Below are 14,860 nucleotides of genomic sequence, written 5' to 3'. Positions count from 1 at the left end.
TTTGGCTTGGTTTCCAGAAAACATCCTTAAAATTAAGGCAATTTTTTTACAAACCGTTCCATATGCCTGATTGCCTTCCAGATAGTTCATCTTTTTTGATTGACCATTAAACCAAAGGCACTCAATTGTCTCTAATCTCTTAACCAACCAAAGCGAAACTATAGTATGAAAACCCTGCAAAATTTAACCAAGCTCGCGTTTCTGTTCATCGCTCTCTTAGCCGGCACCTCGGCGTTTGCCCAGGGCACCCAGGGCAGTCAGCAAGGCCAAGGTCGTGCCAGACTAACCTCTGAGGAGCGGGCCCTGATGCAACTTCAGCGCTATGAGAAGCAACTGGAACTCACCCCAGAGCAGAGCGTCAAAATCAAAGCTATCGTGCTGTCCTCGGCCCAGGAGATGGACAAAATGCGCGCCGCCGGCGGACGCCCTGACCGTGCCGCCATGCAGGCCGAAGCCCAGAAACGCGCCCTGGAAATCAACGCCATCCTAACTCCGGAGCAACAGGAGAAATTCGCCAAGATCCTGGCTGAGCAACTGGAAAGAGGCCAGGGCGGCGGTGGCCAAGGCGCACCGCGCCGCATCAAAACCCCCGGCGACATCTAATAGATTCATCTAATGAAAGCCTAGAAGCCGGAGAAACCCTCCGGCTTTTTTGTGCCTGTTGGTATAATGCCATGGTAGAGACCAGGCATCGCCTTGTCTCCAGGTTATCAGATCCACAGTTTCTGATTCTGCGGCAATTCCTGCTGGCGCGAGCCCCGCTCGTGTCCACACATTCCTGAACATTGTCTTACTGATGGGCAAAAGAGAATCTGGTATGCGTGCGGACACGAGCGGGACGCTCGCGCCAGCGCAATAGTTTGATTCGGAAAGGGCAACTACAAGGAATTGCCTCTACAACCGCTGTTGTGCGTAGTCTTCAGACTACGTCACTCCCGGACAGCCAATCTCCTGATTGGCGTATCTTGCATTCCGTTCCTGGCGCTATGCGCATTCCGTTTCAAGCCCATTTTCCCAGAAAACACCCTTAAAACAGAACCCCTGCAAGGCACTTAACCCTCATCGGCTTGCCATTGCTTGGAGAAGAAACTATCTTACAGGAACAATCCACCGCTGCCTCCTGCCTCTATGAAATGGATCAAAGCCATTCTTGCTGTTTCCCTGACCCTCCTTGTCATCTATGGCCTCAACCGCACGTACGGCGTGGTGCCGGCCCTGGGTCCGTTCCTGAGCCCTTATGAAGGATTTTGGCGCAGCGGCACCGATGGAGATTTCGAATCTGAGGAACTGGCGCTGCAAGGCTTGCGGGCCCCGGTGCAGGTGAGGTTCGATTCTTTGCGGGTGCCGCACATCTTCGCGCAGAACGACCATGACCTGTACTATGCCCAAGGCTACCTCACGGCCAAAGACCGGCTGTGGCAGATGGAGTTCATGACGCACGCGGCGGCTGGCCGATTGTCTGAGATCATTGGGAACCGGACCCTGGAGATGGACCGCTACCAGCGCCGGATAGGCATGGTGACCGCCGCGAAGAAATCCCTGGCCAAGATGCAGGCCGATCCGCAGAGTCGGGCTGTGATGGAGGCTTATACCGCCGGGGTGAACGCCTATATCGCGCAACTGTCGCCGCATGAGTATCCCTTTGAGTACAAACTGCTGCATTACAAGCCTGAGCCCTGGACCACGCTAAAGATTGCGCTGCTGCTCAAGATGCTGGCCTATGACATGACCGGGTACTCAGATGACCTGCGCATGACGAACAACCTGCGCAAGTACGGGCCGGAAATCACCCAGGACCTTTTCCCGGATTATCCTTTCCACGAGGAACCTATTGTGCCCTTGGGCAGCAAACCAGATTTCACGCCGCTTCCCATTCCACCTACCCCCGAAGATTTCATGGCGGCCGCAGCTTCTCATACCCTGGAGCGCCAGAAGCCCGAGAACCTGGGCAGCAACAACTGGGCCGTGACTGGCGCCAAAACCGCTAACGGGTACCCGCTGCTGGCCTCAGACCCGCACCTGAACCTGAGTCTGCCCTCTATCTGGCACGTGGTGCAGTTGCACGCGCCGGGCATCAATACGTACGGGGTCATCATTCCGGGGGCACCGGGGGTGGGCATCGGGTTCAATGAGCGCATAGCCTGGGGCATGACCAACGTGGGCGCCGATGTCCTGGACTGGTACCAGATCAAGTTCAAAGACGGCAAGCGGCAGCAGTACTGGCACGATAACCAATGGAAACCGGTGCGCCGGGTAGTGGAGAGAATCAAGGTGAAAGGCGGGAAGACCATCCTGGATACGGTCCTGTACACGCACCATGGGCCAGTGGCTTATCTGCCGCATGAGAAAGCCTTTAGGGCCGGGAGCACGCCCATTGGGCACGCGCTGCGCTGGATTGCCCATGATCCGCAGAATGAACTGCGAACGCTGATTCTGGTGAATCGGGCTAAGGATTATCCGCAGTTCCGAAATGCTTTGACTACCTGGGCGGCTCCGGCCTTCAACTTCGTCTACGCCGATTCCCAGAACATCGCTATCGTCTCTAACGGGCAGTTTCCCTTGAAGTGGCCAGACCAGGGCAAGTACCTGCTGGACGGCTCCAATCCCGCGCATGACTGGCAGGGCTGGATTCCCATGGAGCAGGTGCCGCAGGTCTTTAACCCCAAGCGCGGCTTCGTGAGCTCCGCGAACCAGACGCCGGTGAGCCCCAAAGATTACCCGTATTACCTGGGCTCCAGCTTTGCCGGGTATGAACGCAGCGCCCGCATCCACCAGCGCCTCTCGGCCATGACCCAGGCCACGCCAGATTCCTTCCGGCTCATGCAGATGGACAACTACAGCTTCGTGCCGCAGAACGTGCTGCCCACCATGCTCAAACTGGTCAACCAAGACTCACTCTCGGCTACCCAGAAAAAGGCGTATCAACTGCTGGCTTCCTGGGACTACCGCTTTAACCCCGATAAGATAGCGCCCTCGCTTTTTGAGAACTGGTGGCAGACCCTGGCCCGCGCCATCTGGAGCGATGATTTTCCGCCGGAGACTTATAAAGCGCCCGCCCGCGACCGTCTGGTGCAGATGATCCAGCAGGTGCCCAGAAGCCGCTGGTACGATGACGTAAACACCCCGCAGAAAGAAACTCTGCCCATGCTGGTGAACGCCACCTTCAAAGAAGTAGCCGATAGCCTGGGCGTGGGTGGCGAACAATGGCTCTGGGGCAATGCCCGCGATTCCTACATCCGGCACATGGCCCAGTTGCCTGGTTTTGAGCACCAGCTGTTCACCGGGGGCAGCGCCAACTCCATCAACGCACTTAACGGCAGCCACGGCCCGTCCTGGCGCATGGTGGTGCAGATGGGACCGCAGATTCAGGCTTGGGGCGTGTACCCCGGCGGGCAGAGCGGCAACCCCGCCAGCCGCTTCTATGACAATCTGCTCAATGACTGGCAGGTCGGCAAACTGCATCCATTATTGTTTCTGCGCTCAGCCAATGATAGAAAGGAACAGACAAATGTGGTGTGGGTCATGAATGGGAAAAAATGATTGGCTATTCAGCTTGAAAAAAATGAAAAGAGTTATTCTGCTGTTTCTAGTCCTTTGCCCAGCCCTGTGTTATTGTCAGACTTACAGCTCCGTTATCCCTGATTCAGCAATCTTGCAGTTTGTGGATTGGGAGGTGACAAATACCCCCAAGTACAATGAGAGGTGGTTTACAGGAAGTAAAAAGATTTACAAGCGAGTCGTTAGCTGGAAGAAAGCTCAAACGAGCATGTTTGATATGGATGGTTCCTTGGAATTCAGAAAAAGGTTCGAAGAATTTTTTAAGGAGTCAAAAACCTTCAATGAAGAAGACATTGACTTTTTAGTGCAGCAATATGAATCTGAAAAGAAAGCTAAATGGGAAACCAGCTTCAAGAAAGGAATACGGATTTCCTCTAGGATGGATTCCTACCAAATGACCATTCCGCTCTTTTCTAAGGATATGAACAAAGTAATGTTCTGGAAATACTTCCTTTGTGGAAGTTTATGCGCCGAAGCATGTCTGTATGTTTATGAAAGAGAGGGAACTGTCTGGAAGTTAAAAAGTACACATGGCTGTTATTGGAGTTAACTACCAGTTTTTGCCTGTTTTCTAAAATGTAGCCCGGTAACGAAACCAACCTTTAAGGTTTAAAGAAAAACTAACCATGCTCTTCCTCCTTATTCTTCTCCTCAGCCTTGTAGCACAGTTCTTTCTGCCGTGGTGGAGCCTGGCGCTGGTTTGTTTTGCGGTGGCGTTTTGGAAGGCGCGTTACGGCGGGCAGGCTTTTCTGGCGGGCTTCGGGGCGATTGGGTTGGCCTGGCTGGGGGCGGCGCTGTTCTGGCACGTGGTCACCGATGGCCTTCTAAGTCACCGCGTGGCCGCCATGCTCACTGTGAACTCTCCCTGGATTCTGCTGGTGGTTACGGTGGTCATTGGCGGGGTGGTAGGCGGGCTCAGTGCTTTGTCTGGTTACCTGGTGCGACGGCTGTGGGCGTAAGCTTGTTCTGAGGCTGTTTTTCAAAAAAGAGGCAGAAAGAAGTACCCCCATTTGCCAGTATTCTGGTGAATTGACCTTTTATCTTTCCTTTGCAGCGTACTGAACTTGCTGCCTCGTTTACCCCCATTGATTTGACCTTTTTAGCCGTTTTACTCAGAATCCTTTCAAATCCTCTGGCCAATGTTTTCCAGAAGCAGCTCACCACGGCGGGTAGCTTGCCTTTGCTGGTCAATTTCAATACGTATTTCCTGTTGAGCCTCCTGTGTCTTTTCCCGGCTGCTGGGGTTGACTGGCTGGCCTTACCGATGGGCTTCTGGGGTTATTCGCTTCTGGTGGGGCTGTTTGGGGCGTTGGGAAATGGGTTCCTGGTGCGGGCCTTGCAAAGCGGAGACTTGTCGGTGCTGGGGCCTATCAACGCCTATAAATCGGTGATTGGTTTGCTGGCCAGCATGGTGCTGCTGCGGGAGTTCCCCAACGGCTGGGGCATTTTGGGGATTGCGCTTATTATTGGTGGCAGCTATTTCGTGCTGGACACTACCGAGGAGAAGTTCTCCTGGAGGCTTTTGCGGCAGCCCAGCATCCAGTTCCGCATCTGGGCCATGGTATTTGCGGCAGTGGAGGCGGTGTTCATCAAAAAGACTATTCTGTATTCCTCGCCTACGGTCTCCTTTATCAGCTGGTGCTGGTTTGGGGCCTTATTCTCAGCGGTGGTCACGTTATGGAGCTCTGCGCACCGGCAGGGGTTCAAGCAGGAGTTCATTAGGTCCAAGCTGAAGCGGTATGTGTTGCTGGTCTTCTGTATAGGGCTCATGCAATTCACCACCAACTATGTGTTTGAGCAGATGCCGGTGGGCTACGCGCTGTCGCTGTTCCAGTTGTCCACACTGGTGAGCATCGGGCTGGGCTATAGATTATTCCAGGAAACAGACATCCTCAAGAAAACGCTGGGCGCCGTGATCATGGTGGCGGGCTCCGTGCTGATTATCCTCTTTAAGTAGTCCTGAGTTCTAAGTCTTGAGTCCTGAGTCAATTTTTACTAATTTCAACTACTCCCTCGTCCGGCTTGATGTTTCTGCCCTGTTTTTCTCAAAATCGGCTTAAAACAGCTACTTTCCATCTAACTCAGGACTCAGAACTCAAGACTCAGAACTTTTTCAAAATTTATTTTGAAAACCCTGTAATGACTTCCTTCCTCAGTCGTCTCTGTTAATGAATGGACTTACAAGAGTTTAAAACCAAGGTACTCCCGGCTAAGCAGAAGCTGTACAGAATGGCGCTCTTCCTGTTGCAGAACAAGGAGGAGGCTGAGGATATCTTGCAGGATGTTTTCCTGAAACTCTGGTCCAACAAACACAAGCTCCACGCCTACGCCAGCATTGAGGCCTTCGCCATGAGCATCACCAAAAACCTGTGCCTTGACAAGCTTAAGGGCCGCAAAAACAAGCACATGGTAGACGTGGTGGACATGGAACTGGACTCGCTGGAAGTGAACCCCTATCAGCGCTATGAGCAAACCGATCAGGTAAACAAGGTGCTGGAACTGGTGAATCTTCTGCCAGAGCAGCAGCGCCTAATTCTGCACCTGCGCGATGTAGAGGGTTACGGCTATGATGAGATTGAACAGGTAACGGGCATCAACGTCAACGCCATCAGGGTGGCGCTGAGCAGGGCCCGCAAAAGTGTGCGAGACGGACTTTTAAAGATGGAAAACTATGCAGTTTGAGCAGGTAGAAACCTTACTGGAGAAATACTACAACGGCGACACGTCTTTAGAAGAAGAAGACCAACTGAAGGACTTCTTCCGGAAGACCAAATTGCTGCCAGACACCTTGAAGCCGCACGCCGTGCAGTTCCAGTTCTATGCCCAGGAGCAAGCCGTGCAGATGGACAGATTCCTGGCCGATGACTGGCTCTTTGAGAAAATAGAGAATCCGGCCATGGCTGCTGGTGCGGCGCCTCAAGATAAGAAAAAAGATAGCTTCTTCAGGACTTACGTTTGGCAGATAGCCGCCAGCATTAGTTTGCTCATCGTGGCTTTCTGGGCCGGAAATTACTTCAGACAGAATGATTCAATGCCGGCAAACCCTACGGAGACTGTAGCACTGCAGCCGAAAACCCAGGAGCCTCAGCAAACGGTGGAAACTTATCGGCAGGAAGAAAGCCCGATGCAGAATGATGCCGCTACAGTAAGCATCAACCCTGCGCCTGAGAGAGAAACTTACCTTCCAGCCAGGAAACAACCGGTAAGGCATGTGTTGACCGCCAGAACCTCAGCTGTCAGTTCATCGGCGAGCGATCGGCTGCAACTGGTAACCCAGGGCCTCAAAACCGAAGGGCTTACCGAGCAGGAAAGCAAGAAGATCATCAAGCTGCTGGTGAAAACCATGAACCATGACGGTAACCTCAATGTGCGGCTGGCTGCCTGCGAGGCGCTTTACCAGTTCAAAGACCACAAAGAGGTCCGGAAAGCGTTCATCCACGCCCTGGGTACCCAGACCGAACCGCTCATGCAGCTCACCCTCATTGAGATGGTGGTGAAACTGAAGGAGGCTACCGCGGTGCCCCAGCTGGAACGACTCATGCACAAAGAAGACCTTTTACCTATTGTAAAATACAAAGCACAAGAGGGCCTTGGAACCCTTATCTAGTCACGCATTAACTCTACTTCCATGAAAAAACCAATTGTACTGGCATGGGCCCTGCTCATGCTCACCGGGAACTGCCTTGTCTCAGAGAAAGCAACCGCCGCTCCTATTTCATCAAATATAATCGGAGCACAGGATGGTCCCGGCAAAGCCGAACTGCGCACCTACAAGGTGAAACTGGGCAACGGCAAAGACGCCCGTGTGCAACTTTCCATGTTCAACAGCAACGTGAAAATTGTAGGCTACTCCGGCGATGAGGTCGTGATTGAGACAAAGGATTACAGCGCCCCGCCCAAACGCGCTGAGGGCCTAAAACCGCTCTACAACCAGGTGGAGGACAACACCAAACTGGGGCTGGGGGTAAACAAAAGCGGCAACACCGTCACCATCACCAAAGCCTCCCGCATAGACGCCGAGTACGTGATCAGAATCCCTAAAAATGCCGCCGTGGTGTACAAAGAAACCAACTGGGAAGGGGGCGATATCTCCATCTCAGATGTAGACGGAGAGGTGGAACTGAAACTGAACAACTCAGAGGTCTCTTTAAACAACATCTCCGGACCCGTGGTGGCCAATAACACCAACGGCTCCATCAAAGTAGTTTTCTCCTCGCTTGCCCAGAGTAAGCCCAGCGCCATCTCTACCGTGAGCGGCGATATTGACATCACCTTGCCGGCCAAAGACAAAGCCAATTTCAAACTCAGATCCATGCAAGGCGAGATCTACACCGATTTTGACATGGATATGCAGCGGAAAAAAGGCAAAGACGGGGATGAAGATTTAGCCATCGTGGGCGGCGGCGGAGACATTGCCGGTAAAGTCAACGGCGGTGGCGTAGAAATTAGCGTGCAGTCCATTTCCAGCGACATCTTTATCCGGAAGAAAAAATAAACCTTCTAGGTACTCTAAAACCAACTCCTCTTATGAAAAATCTGTTACTTGTAGCCCTGCTGCTGTGGGGTATAGGGAACCTCCATGCCCAAAAAAAAACGGTGGAGAAGACCATGGCTATGCCCGCCTCTAACAAAGTGCACCTGAACCTCAAGTTCGGAGACGAAGTGAAGGTAACCGCCTGGGATAAAAAAGAAGCCTACGTGAAAGTGACTTACGAGATCAACGGCGGCCAACTGAATCAGGCCATGCTGCTCACCTTTACACCCGGCAAAGACCAGCTCAACGTCACCGCTGATCTGGACGAGAAACTCATGGAGAACAGCACCTTCGCCGGTGATTGCCCTGAAGGATCGTCTGCCACCTTCGGGAATTACTCTAAGGGGGTGCTGAAAAACAAAGCTTGCACCCGCATTGACTACGAGATCTTCCTGCCCCGCGACGCCAACCTCACCCTGGAAACCATCAACGGCGACCTGGAACTCCGCGGCCTGCGGGGCACCGTGAACGCCAAATCCATCAGCGGTTTCGTAGACATGGACTGGCCCACCCAACAGGGCGCCGCCGTCTCCCTCAAAACCATCACCGGCGAGGTGTACTCAGACCTGGACATTGCCCTGGCCAACAAGAAGCAGGAAGCACCCATAGTAGGCTACCAGCTTCAAGGCAAAGTGAAAGACGGAGGCGCCAACATCAAGCTGGAGTCCATCAGCAACAACGTCTACTTCCGCCGGAAAAATTAACTCCCGTTTAGGGGCCGTTTCCCAGAAATCAGCTCCTAAACAAAAATTTCTACTATCGCCAATTCTCTCCTTGAGGATTGCCCAAACGGGAGTTTGAGGCAGCGAGCGCAGCTCTGGAGAGGAGTGTTTTCATCTACCGATTTGTAGGGGCAATCCCTTGTGGTTGCCCTTAACGCTGGCAGAGCCGTAGTCCTGGTTGTTATTGATAACACCAAAAACGGCTGAGAACAGCTGAGGTCAACTAAGAGATAGATGCGCTACCCGGATGTCCCCCTTTGAAGGGGGTAGGGGGATGATTGCTCGTGCGGGTCATGGCATTCCCGAGAATGATTATGAATCGTTTCATGGCTGGTGCAGATGGTTCTTTTCACGGTCTTGTCATCCCCTACCCCCTTCAAAGGGGGACGATCAGGAATCGTATTTAAAAGGTTAACAACCTGAATTGCGATGGCAAAAGCAAGGGTAACCACAAGGGATTGCCCCTACATTAACTAGCAGGAGAATCATTCCAAGTCGCCACAAGAACATCCTGCTTCCCGCTTAAGCAACTCAGTTTTAGCCCCATTTCCTGGAAAACAGCCCTGAAACGTTCTTCTGAATCAAATACCAATCACTCCGTTTCCGCCTTTTCCGTTCTCTGGCGGGTCTGATCTGATACCAAACCGCGGTTGCTCACTCAGCGCACCACTTCCTTTCTATCCTCCCATTTTATCCAATATTGCTATGAAAAAAAGAGCCCTCTTTTTGATGGGACTGCTATGCCTTTGCCTCAACTGCACCATGGTTGGCTGGGCTCAGAATGCCTCCCTAGCTCTCTCCAGTACTCACGCTAAAGGCATCGGTAAAATCTCTGGCGTACTAATAGATTCTGTATCAGGGAAGCCGGTGGAATACGCCACGGTAGCGCTGTTGCGTAAAGACAGCAACGTGTCTGTAGACGGCACCTTAACCGATGAACGGGGCCGATTCTCATTCAGCAAAGTGCCCGCGGGAGTGTATCAGCTTACGTTCAGTTTTGTCGGGTACCAGGTCAAAAGCATCAGGGAGGTTTCTGTGACAGATGAAGAGGTGGAAGTGGGGCGCGTGATGCTGAGTCCGGCAGTGAACAAGCTGCAGGAGGTAACGGTGGTGGGGCAGAAGCCGCTGGTGGAAGATAAGGTGGACCGCCTGGTGTACAACGCTGACCAGGATATCACGAACACGGGTGGAAACGCCGCCGATGTACTCAAGAAAGTGCCCTCGCTCTCAGTGGATGTGGACGGCAACGTGCAGTTGCGGGGCTCCGCCAATGTGCGGGTGCTCATCAACAACAAAGCCTCTACCATTATGGCTACCAGCCTCGCTGATGCCCTCAAACAGATTCCGGCTGAGATGATCAAAAGCGTGGAGGTGATTACCAGTCCATCGGCGAAATACGATGCCGAGGGCACGGCTGGTATCATCAACATCATCACCAAAAAGAACGCGATGCCCGGCCTGAATGGCAGCGCGGGTTTTACGGTGGGCACCCAGAACAGCAGCGCTTTCACCAATCTGAGCGCGCGGCGGGGCAAAGTTGGCTTAAACCTGAACCTGGGCAGTTTCAAGTACTCGGTGCCCAAAGGCTACGGCATGTACCGCCGCGAGGTGGCTGAGGGTGGCGACATCATTACCATTCAGACCGGTGATGGACGGGTGCACGGCGGCGGCGGTTCCCTGCAGTTGGGCCTGGACTATGACCTGGATTCCATGAACCTGTTCTCCGTGGGCCTGCAAATGAATACCGGGCGTTACCAGGGCAACAGCGCGCAGGAAACCACCACAGATCAGCCGGGCGCGTTGCCGTACATCCGCAACACCAATGATTACCAGTTCATACCCTTGGGCACCGATGTCAACCTGGACTACACGCACATTTTCAAGCCGCAGCAGGAACTCACGCTTTTGGCGCAGTTCAGCCAGTCAAACCACGACAACTTCGTGAACCAGGATCGCTTCAACAGTGAGGACCAGCTATTCTACCTGCAGCGCAACACTAACCAGAACAGCAATCGCGAGCTTACCTTCCAGGCAGATTACAGCCATCCGTTCTCAAACAAATCCACGCTGGAGGCAGGAGTTAAAACCATCCTCCGCCGCGCCGAGAGCAATGCCCGGTATGATATCCGGTACCCGCTGGAGAACCAGGCCGCGCCCGAGGAGAACATGTTCAATTACCATCAGGATGTGGTAGCCGGTTATCTTTCCTATGGTCTTACGCTGGGCAAGTATTCTCTGAAAACCGGTGCCCGCTATGAGCAGACCCGCCTCAAAGGCGATTTTACCAGTACCAACACCTTTCTGGATGAAACCTACGGCAACCTCATTCCCAACGTCACGCTGTCACGCACGCTGAAGGAAAACCACACGCTTAAGGTTAGCTACACGCAGCGCATCCAGCGGCCGCATATTTTCCTGCTGAATCCCTACCGCGATAACCGAGACCCTAAGAGCATCTTTTTCGGCAATCCCAAACTAGACCCTGAACTGACGCACTTGTATGAACTGGGTTACAGCACGTTTTTCAAGACCAGTTCCGTGACCACCGCTTTGTACCTGCGGAAGGTAGACAACGCCATTCAGCAGGTGACTTTGGGCATAGACCAGGGTGTGGCGCAGAACACTTTTGAGAACGCCGGCAAGTTGCTGAGCTACGGACTCAACGTGTCTGGCTCCACCAAACCGGTGCCTGCCTTAAGCCTCAACGGCAACCTGAACGTGTACTACAACCGTTTGCAGGGCCTGGGCACCCAGAATACCGGCTGGCAGTACAACCTCAACGTGACTACCGGCTATGAACTGGGCAAAGGCGTAAGCGCGCAGTTTACCGGCGGCTTCAACTCGCCCCGGGTCACGCTGCAGGGCCGGGCGCTCTCGTGGCAGTACTACAACCTGGCTGTGAAGAAGGAGCTGTTCAACAAGAAGGGCAGCGTGAGCGTGGGTGTGAACAACCCGTTCACCAGGTCCATCAACTACGGCGCCGAGACCCGCACCGCCACCTTCACCCAGACCAACGAGAACCGCAACTTCAACCGCTCCGTGCGCCTCAGCTTTGACTACAAATTCGGGCAGCAGAGCGCCGGTAAAGCACCGCGCAAGAAGAAAGCCATCCGCAACGATGACGTGAAGCAGGGAGAGTGATGTTTATTGAGTGAATGAGTGGTTGAGAGAGTGAGTGAATGAGAGAATGAGTAATTGTATGAAGGTTGTGTTAAGTTGATAAGGACGTGAAAAGCGCCCCACGCATGTCATCCTGGAAGGATCTTGTGGGGGCAGCCTTTGCTGAGCGCGGCAGCCCTTCGTGGCCAGTATTCTTCTTGCCGCAGGAAAGCTGTGGCTTAACCTCCATTTTGAGGCTTATTTTCAGGAAAGAGGCGAAAAACAGAGGATGGCTGCAATGTTTTCGGGCTGTTTTCCTGAAATTTGCCCTAAAATAGAAATTCAGGCTCATGCGCTTCGCTCTTACCAACGGCACCATTTACTCGGGGCACACCATTTTCCAGCACCAGGCGGTTTTGTTTGAAGACGGTCATATCATTGGCCTGGTGCCCGATGATCAGCTTCCTGGTGACATTACCGTGCTGGATGCCAAAGGCGGCATTATTTGCCCGGGCTTCGTGGATTTGCAGGTGAACGGAGGTGGCGGAGTGTACTTTACCCAGTATCCCACGCTGGAGAGCCTGAACACCATCCGGGACGCGCATCTGCAGTTTGGCACTACCAGCCTCCTGCCCACGGTGATCTCGGCGTTCCAGGACAAGATTCTGGAAACCATCACGGCCGTACGCGAGGCTATGCAGCAGAGCCCCAGCACCTTTCTGGGCATGCATCTGGAGGGACCGTTCTTTAATCTGGAGAAAGCCGGTGCTCATGACACCGCCTGCATCCGGGAGGCCACTCACCAGGAACTGGACGTGCTGCTGGAAGCGGGTAAAGACGTGATCACTTACCTGACCTTAGCCCCTGAGTGCGTGGAAGAAAGCGTGTTGCAGCGGCTGGTGGAAAGCGGGATCGTGCTCTCGGCGGGGCACAGCCTGGCTACCTATGATCAGGCCATGCAGTTCTTCCAGAACGGGGTGACCGCGGTGACCCACCTCTACAACGCCATGAGCGGGATAGACACTAAACAGCCCGGGCTGGCGGCGGCCACGCTGGACTATGGTCAGGCCTGGACCGGCATCATTGTGGACGGCGAGCACTGTCACCCCTACGCCGTGCGCCTGGCCAAAAAGATGCTGGGCGAGAAACTCCTTCTCATCTCTGACTGCGCCGCCTGCGTGGGCTCAGATATCCCCTTCACCGATTTCGGAAACTTCAAAGCCTATTACCGCAACGGTCGCTGCGAAACCGAGGATGGCCGACTGGCCGGCTCTGCCCTGACCATGCTGCAGGCCGTGCAGAATACGGTGAACATGGTAGGTCTGCCCTTGGATGAGGCCCTGCGCATGGCTACGCTTTACCCGGCCCAGGTCCTGAAACTGGAGCACAAAGTAGGCCAGTTGCTTCCCGGGTCGGCTGCCAATCTGGTGGTGCTGGACAAGAATCTGCAGTTGCAACAGGTATGGGTAGATGGGCAGGAGGTAACCTTAGCCCAAAAGTAAGCATAGAGTTTAGAGGCTGATTTCTATAAAACAGCCCCTAAACGATTTGTCAATTCTAACTAATCTGTTACTCAATGATGATGCGCTGGGTGTGTTTATGCCCGGATTTGGTCTCGGCTAGGAGCAGGTACAAGCCGCGGGGCGTGCCCTTGATCAGGAATTTCTCGGTAACGGAGCCCGCCGCATAGCGCTTGTACGGAGAGAGGGTTTTTACCAGGCTACCGTTGATGTCTACCAGGCTCACGCGCATCTCTTCCTCCCGCTTCAGGCTCATGGATAGGTTCAGCCATTCAGAGACCGGATTGGGGAATACCACCGCATATTGGATAGAAGACAAACTGCCGGGCTTTGATTCAAAGTACTTGAGCTGGGTAGCTGTGCCCACTTTAGCCATGGAGGATTCTTCGGCTTGTTTCTGGTCCTCCAGCAGCTGGTATTCCTGCGCGATGGCTTGGTGCAAAGGTTTAGGCAACTGGGCCAGGAAATCTGGGGTGGCTGAGAACCAGAAAATGGCTTCATCTTTGGCTTTGTTATTGGCCTTCACCAACACCGGGATCAGTGTGTTCACGATCTCGTTGAAGTACTCGGGTTCAAACTTGCGCTCGTCCTCGCTATCGGTGCGGTACATGACCCGGCGTTCCCCTTTTCGGTTAGAGATATACATCGGCACGAATTTGGTCACCGGTAAATAAAGCCTGCTGCTGTCTCTCACAAACTTTCCGTCTCTCAATACCAGGGTAGGATCGCCTAAGCCAACGGAGTGTTCCCCTCCATAGACGGTGACTTCCAGCCGGATCATACCTTCCGCGGGGTCGTTGAACAGCCTTTCATACCTGATGCCTTGGTCATTGATCTGAATGCCCAATTTCTGCTCTGTCTCCTGCGGCAATTCCAGCAAAGTAATCCGGTCAAATACCTTTTCGCCGGGTTTGGTGATCATGCTTCCGGGCTTGGCAGATACTTTCGCGCTGGTCTGGTTGTTCGCTACAGTTTCTCGGGGCTCAATCTTGGTGCCGCCGGTGGCGATGGCATTTGCGTTGCTCCCGGCTGCGGAAACCAGTCTCTTTATAGAACTGGCCTTGGCAGTGAAACGAGCAGAATCAATATTCTGCGCTTGAATTGGCTCAAGGCTTGCCATCTGCTTCTCATCCAGCTGGGTTTCCGTGGCTGTGCTTTCTTTGACAACAGGCGGCTGTACCGCTTCAGGTTCCTGGGACAGCATGTTCCAGAGCAAAGCTAGGGCTGCTACAATGCTCAAGCTGCCGGCGGTCCAGAAAGCAGTGGTTTTCCCGGCTCCCGCCGATGTTTGCTTCCCGATGGTAGAGCTGGCCGGCAGTTGGTTTAAAGTTTCCTGAAGTTCCTCCAGAGGCATCACCGGCTCCTGCGCTTTGGCGGCCTCAAAATACTGGTTCAGGTTTTTATGTGATGGTGACATGGGCGTTCTG

General features: G+C 53.6%; 12 protein-coding genes. 11 read left to right on the top strand and 1 reads right to left on the bottom strand.

The window, feature by feature from the left end:
* The first annotated feature begins 165 nt into the window (after nt 1–165).
* From J3P34_RS16090 to nagA, 11 genes are all read left to right on the top strand, one after another.
* On the top strand, nt 166–603 hold the full coding sequence (locus J3P34_RS16090) for a hypothetical protein (RefSeq protein ID WP_210489669.1): 438 nt from the start codon (nt 166–168) through the stop codon (nt 601–603).
* Between the two features lie 525 nt (nt 604–1,128).
* Nucleotides 1,129–3,540, top strand: coding sequence for a penicillin acylase family protein (locus J3P34_RS16085; RefSeq protein ID WP_210489668.1), 2,412 nt, complete (start codon nt 1,129–1,131; stop codon nt 3,538–3,540).
* A 22-nt stretch (nt 3,541–3,562) separates the two neighbouring features.
* Nucleotides 3,563–4,108, top strand: a complete 546-nt coding sequence (locus J3P34_RS16080; protein ID WP_210489667.1) for a hypothetical protein — start codon at nt 3,563–3,565, stop codon at nt 4,106–4,108.
* Between the two features lie 76 nt (nt 4,109–4,184).
* Nucleotides 4,185–4,517, top strand: a complete 333-nt coding sequence (locus J3P34_RS16075) for a hypothetical protein (protein ID WP_210489666.1) — start codon at nt 4,185–4,187, stop codon at nt 4,515–4,517.
* Nucleotides 4,518–4,606: 89 nt separating this feature from the next.
* Nucleotides 4,607–5,515, top strand: coding sequence for a DMT family transporter (locus J3P34_RS16070; protein WP_246853753.1), 909 nt, complete (start codon nt 4,607–4,609; stop codon nt 5,513–5,515).
* 215 nt (nt 5,516–5,730) lie between these two features.
* On the top strand, nt 5,731–6,240 hold the full coding sequence (locus J3P34_RS16065) for an RNA polymerase sigma factor (protein WP_210489665.1): 510 nt from the start codon (nt 5,731–5,733) through the stop codon (nt 6,238–6,240).
* Complete coding sequence (locus tag J3P34_RS16060; protein WP_210489663.1) at nt 6,230–7,165, top strand: HEAT repeat domain-containing protein; 936 nt, start codon at nt 6,230–6,232, stop codon at nt 7,163–7,165. Before J3P34_RS16065 ends, J3P34_RS16060 begins: the two co-directional genes overlap by 11 nt.
* Before the next feature lie 21 nt (nt 7,166–7,186).
* On the top strand, nt 7,187–8,053 hold the full coding sequence (locus J3P34_RS16055; RefSeq protein WP_246853752.1) for a DUF4097 family beta strand repeat-containing protein: 867 nt from the start codon (nt 7,187–7,189) through the stop codon (nt 8,051–8,053).
* 32 nt (nt 8,054–8,085) lie between these two features.
* A complete protein-coding gene (locus J3P34_RS16050) occupies nt 8,086–8,796 on the top strand; it encodes a DUF4097 family beta strand repeat-containing protein (protein ID WP_210489662.1) in 711 nt (236 codons plus the stop codon).
* A gap of 723 nt (nt 8,797–9,519) precedes the next feature.
* Nucleotides 9,520–11,955, top strand: coding sequence for a TonB-dependent receptor (locus tag J3P34_RS16045; RefSeq protein WP_210489661.1), 2,436 nt, complete (start codon nt 9,520–9,522; stop codon nt 11,953–11,955).
* Nucleotides 11,956–12,263: 308 nt separating this feature from the next.
* Nucleotides 12,264–13,415, top strand: coding sequence for an N-acetylglucosamine-6-phosphate deacetylase (gene nagA, locus J3P34_RS16040; RefSeq protein ID WP_210489660.1), 1,152 nt, complete (start codon nt 12,264–12,266; stop codon nt 13,413–13,415).
* A 67-nt stretch (nt 13,416–13,482) separates the two neighbouring features.
* On the opposite strand, the gene J3P34_RS16035 is transcribed toward nagA, so the two are convergent.
* Nucleotides 13,483–14,850, bottom strand: coding sequence for a T9SS type A sorting domain-containing protein (locus tag J3P34_RS16035; RefSeq protein WP_210489659.1), 1,368 nt, complete (start codon nt 14,848–14,850; stop codon nt 13,483–13,485).
* Nucleotides 14,851–14,860 lie beyond the last annotated feature (10 nt).

This window comes from Rufibacter aurantiacus, assembly GCF_017916345.1.
GTDB classification, from domain to species: Bacteria; Bacteroidota; Bacteroidia; order Cytophagales; family Hymenobacteraceae; genus Nibribacter; species Nibribacter roseolus.
The sequence above is the reverse complement of the archived record's forward strand: the minus strand, read 5'-3'. Positions and strand labels throughout refer to the sequence as shown.

Bases quoted from the DNA above. Each gene is read 5' to 3' on its own strand.
- J3P34_RS16090 (WP_210489669.1), top strand. From the start codon at position 166: ATGAAAACCCTGCAAAATTTAACCAAGCTCGCGTTTCTGTTCATCGCT.
- J3P34_RS16085 (WP_210489668.1), top strand. From the start codon at position 1,129: ATGAAATGGATCAAAGCCATTCTTGCTGTTTCCCTGACCCTCCTTGTC.
- J3P34_RS16080 (WP_210489667.1), top strand. From the start codon at position 3,563: ATGAAAAGAGTTATTCTGCTGTTTCTAGTCCTTTGCCCAGCCCTGTGT.
- J3P34_RS16075 (WP_210489666.1), top strand. From the start codon at position 4,185: ATGCTCTTCCTCCTTATTCTTCTCCTCAGCCTTGTAGCACAGTTCTTT.
- J3P34_RS16065 (WP_210489665.1), top strand. From the start codon at position 5,731: ATGGACTTACAAGAGTTTAAAACCAAGGTACTCCCGGCTAAGCAGAAG.
- J3P34_RS16060 (WP_210489663.1), top strand. From the start codon at position 6,230: ATGCAGTTTGAGCAGGTAGAAACCTTACTGGAGAAATACTACAACGGC.
- J3P34_RS16055 (WP_246853752.1), top strand. From the start codon at position 7,187: ATGAAAAAACCAATTGTACTGGCATGGGCCCTGCTCATGCTCACCGGG.
- J3P34_RS16050 (WP_210489662.1), top strand. From the start codon at position 8,086: ATGAAAAATCTGTTACTTGTAGCCCTGCTGCTGTGGGGTATAGGGAAC.
- J3P34_RS16045 (WP_210489661.1), top strand. From the start codon at position 9,520: ATGAAAAAAAGAGCCCTCTTTTTGATGGGACTGCTATGCCTTTGCCTC.
- nagA (WP_210489660.1), top strand. From the start codon at position 12,264: ATGCGCTTCGCTCTTACCAACGGCACCATTTACTCGGGGCACACCATT.
- J3P34_RS16035 (WP_210489659.1), bottom strand. From the start codon at position 14,850: ATGTCACCATCACATAAAAACCTGAACCAGTATTTTGAGGCCGCCAAA.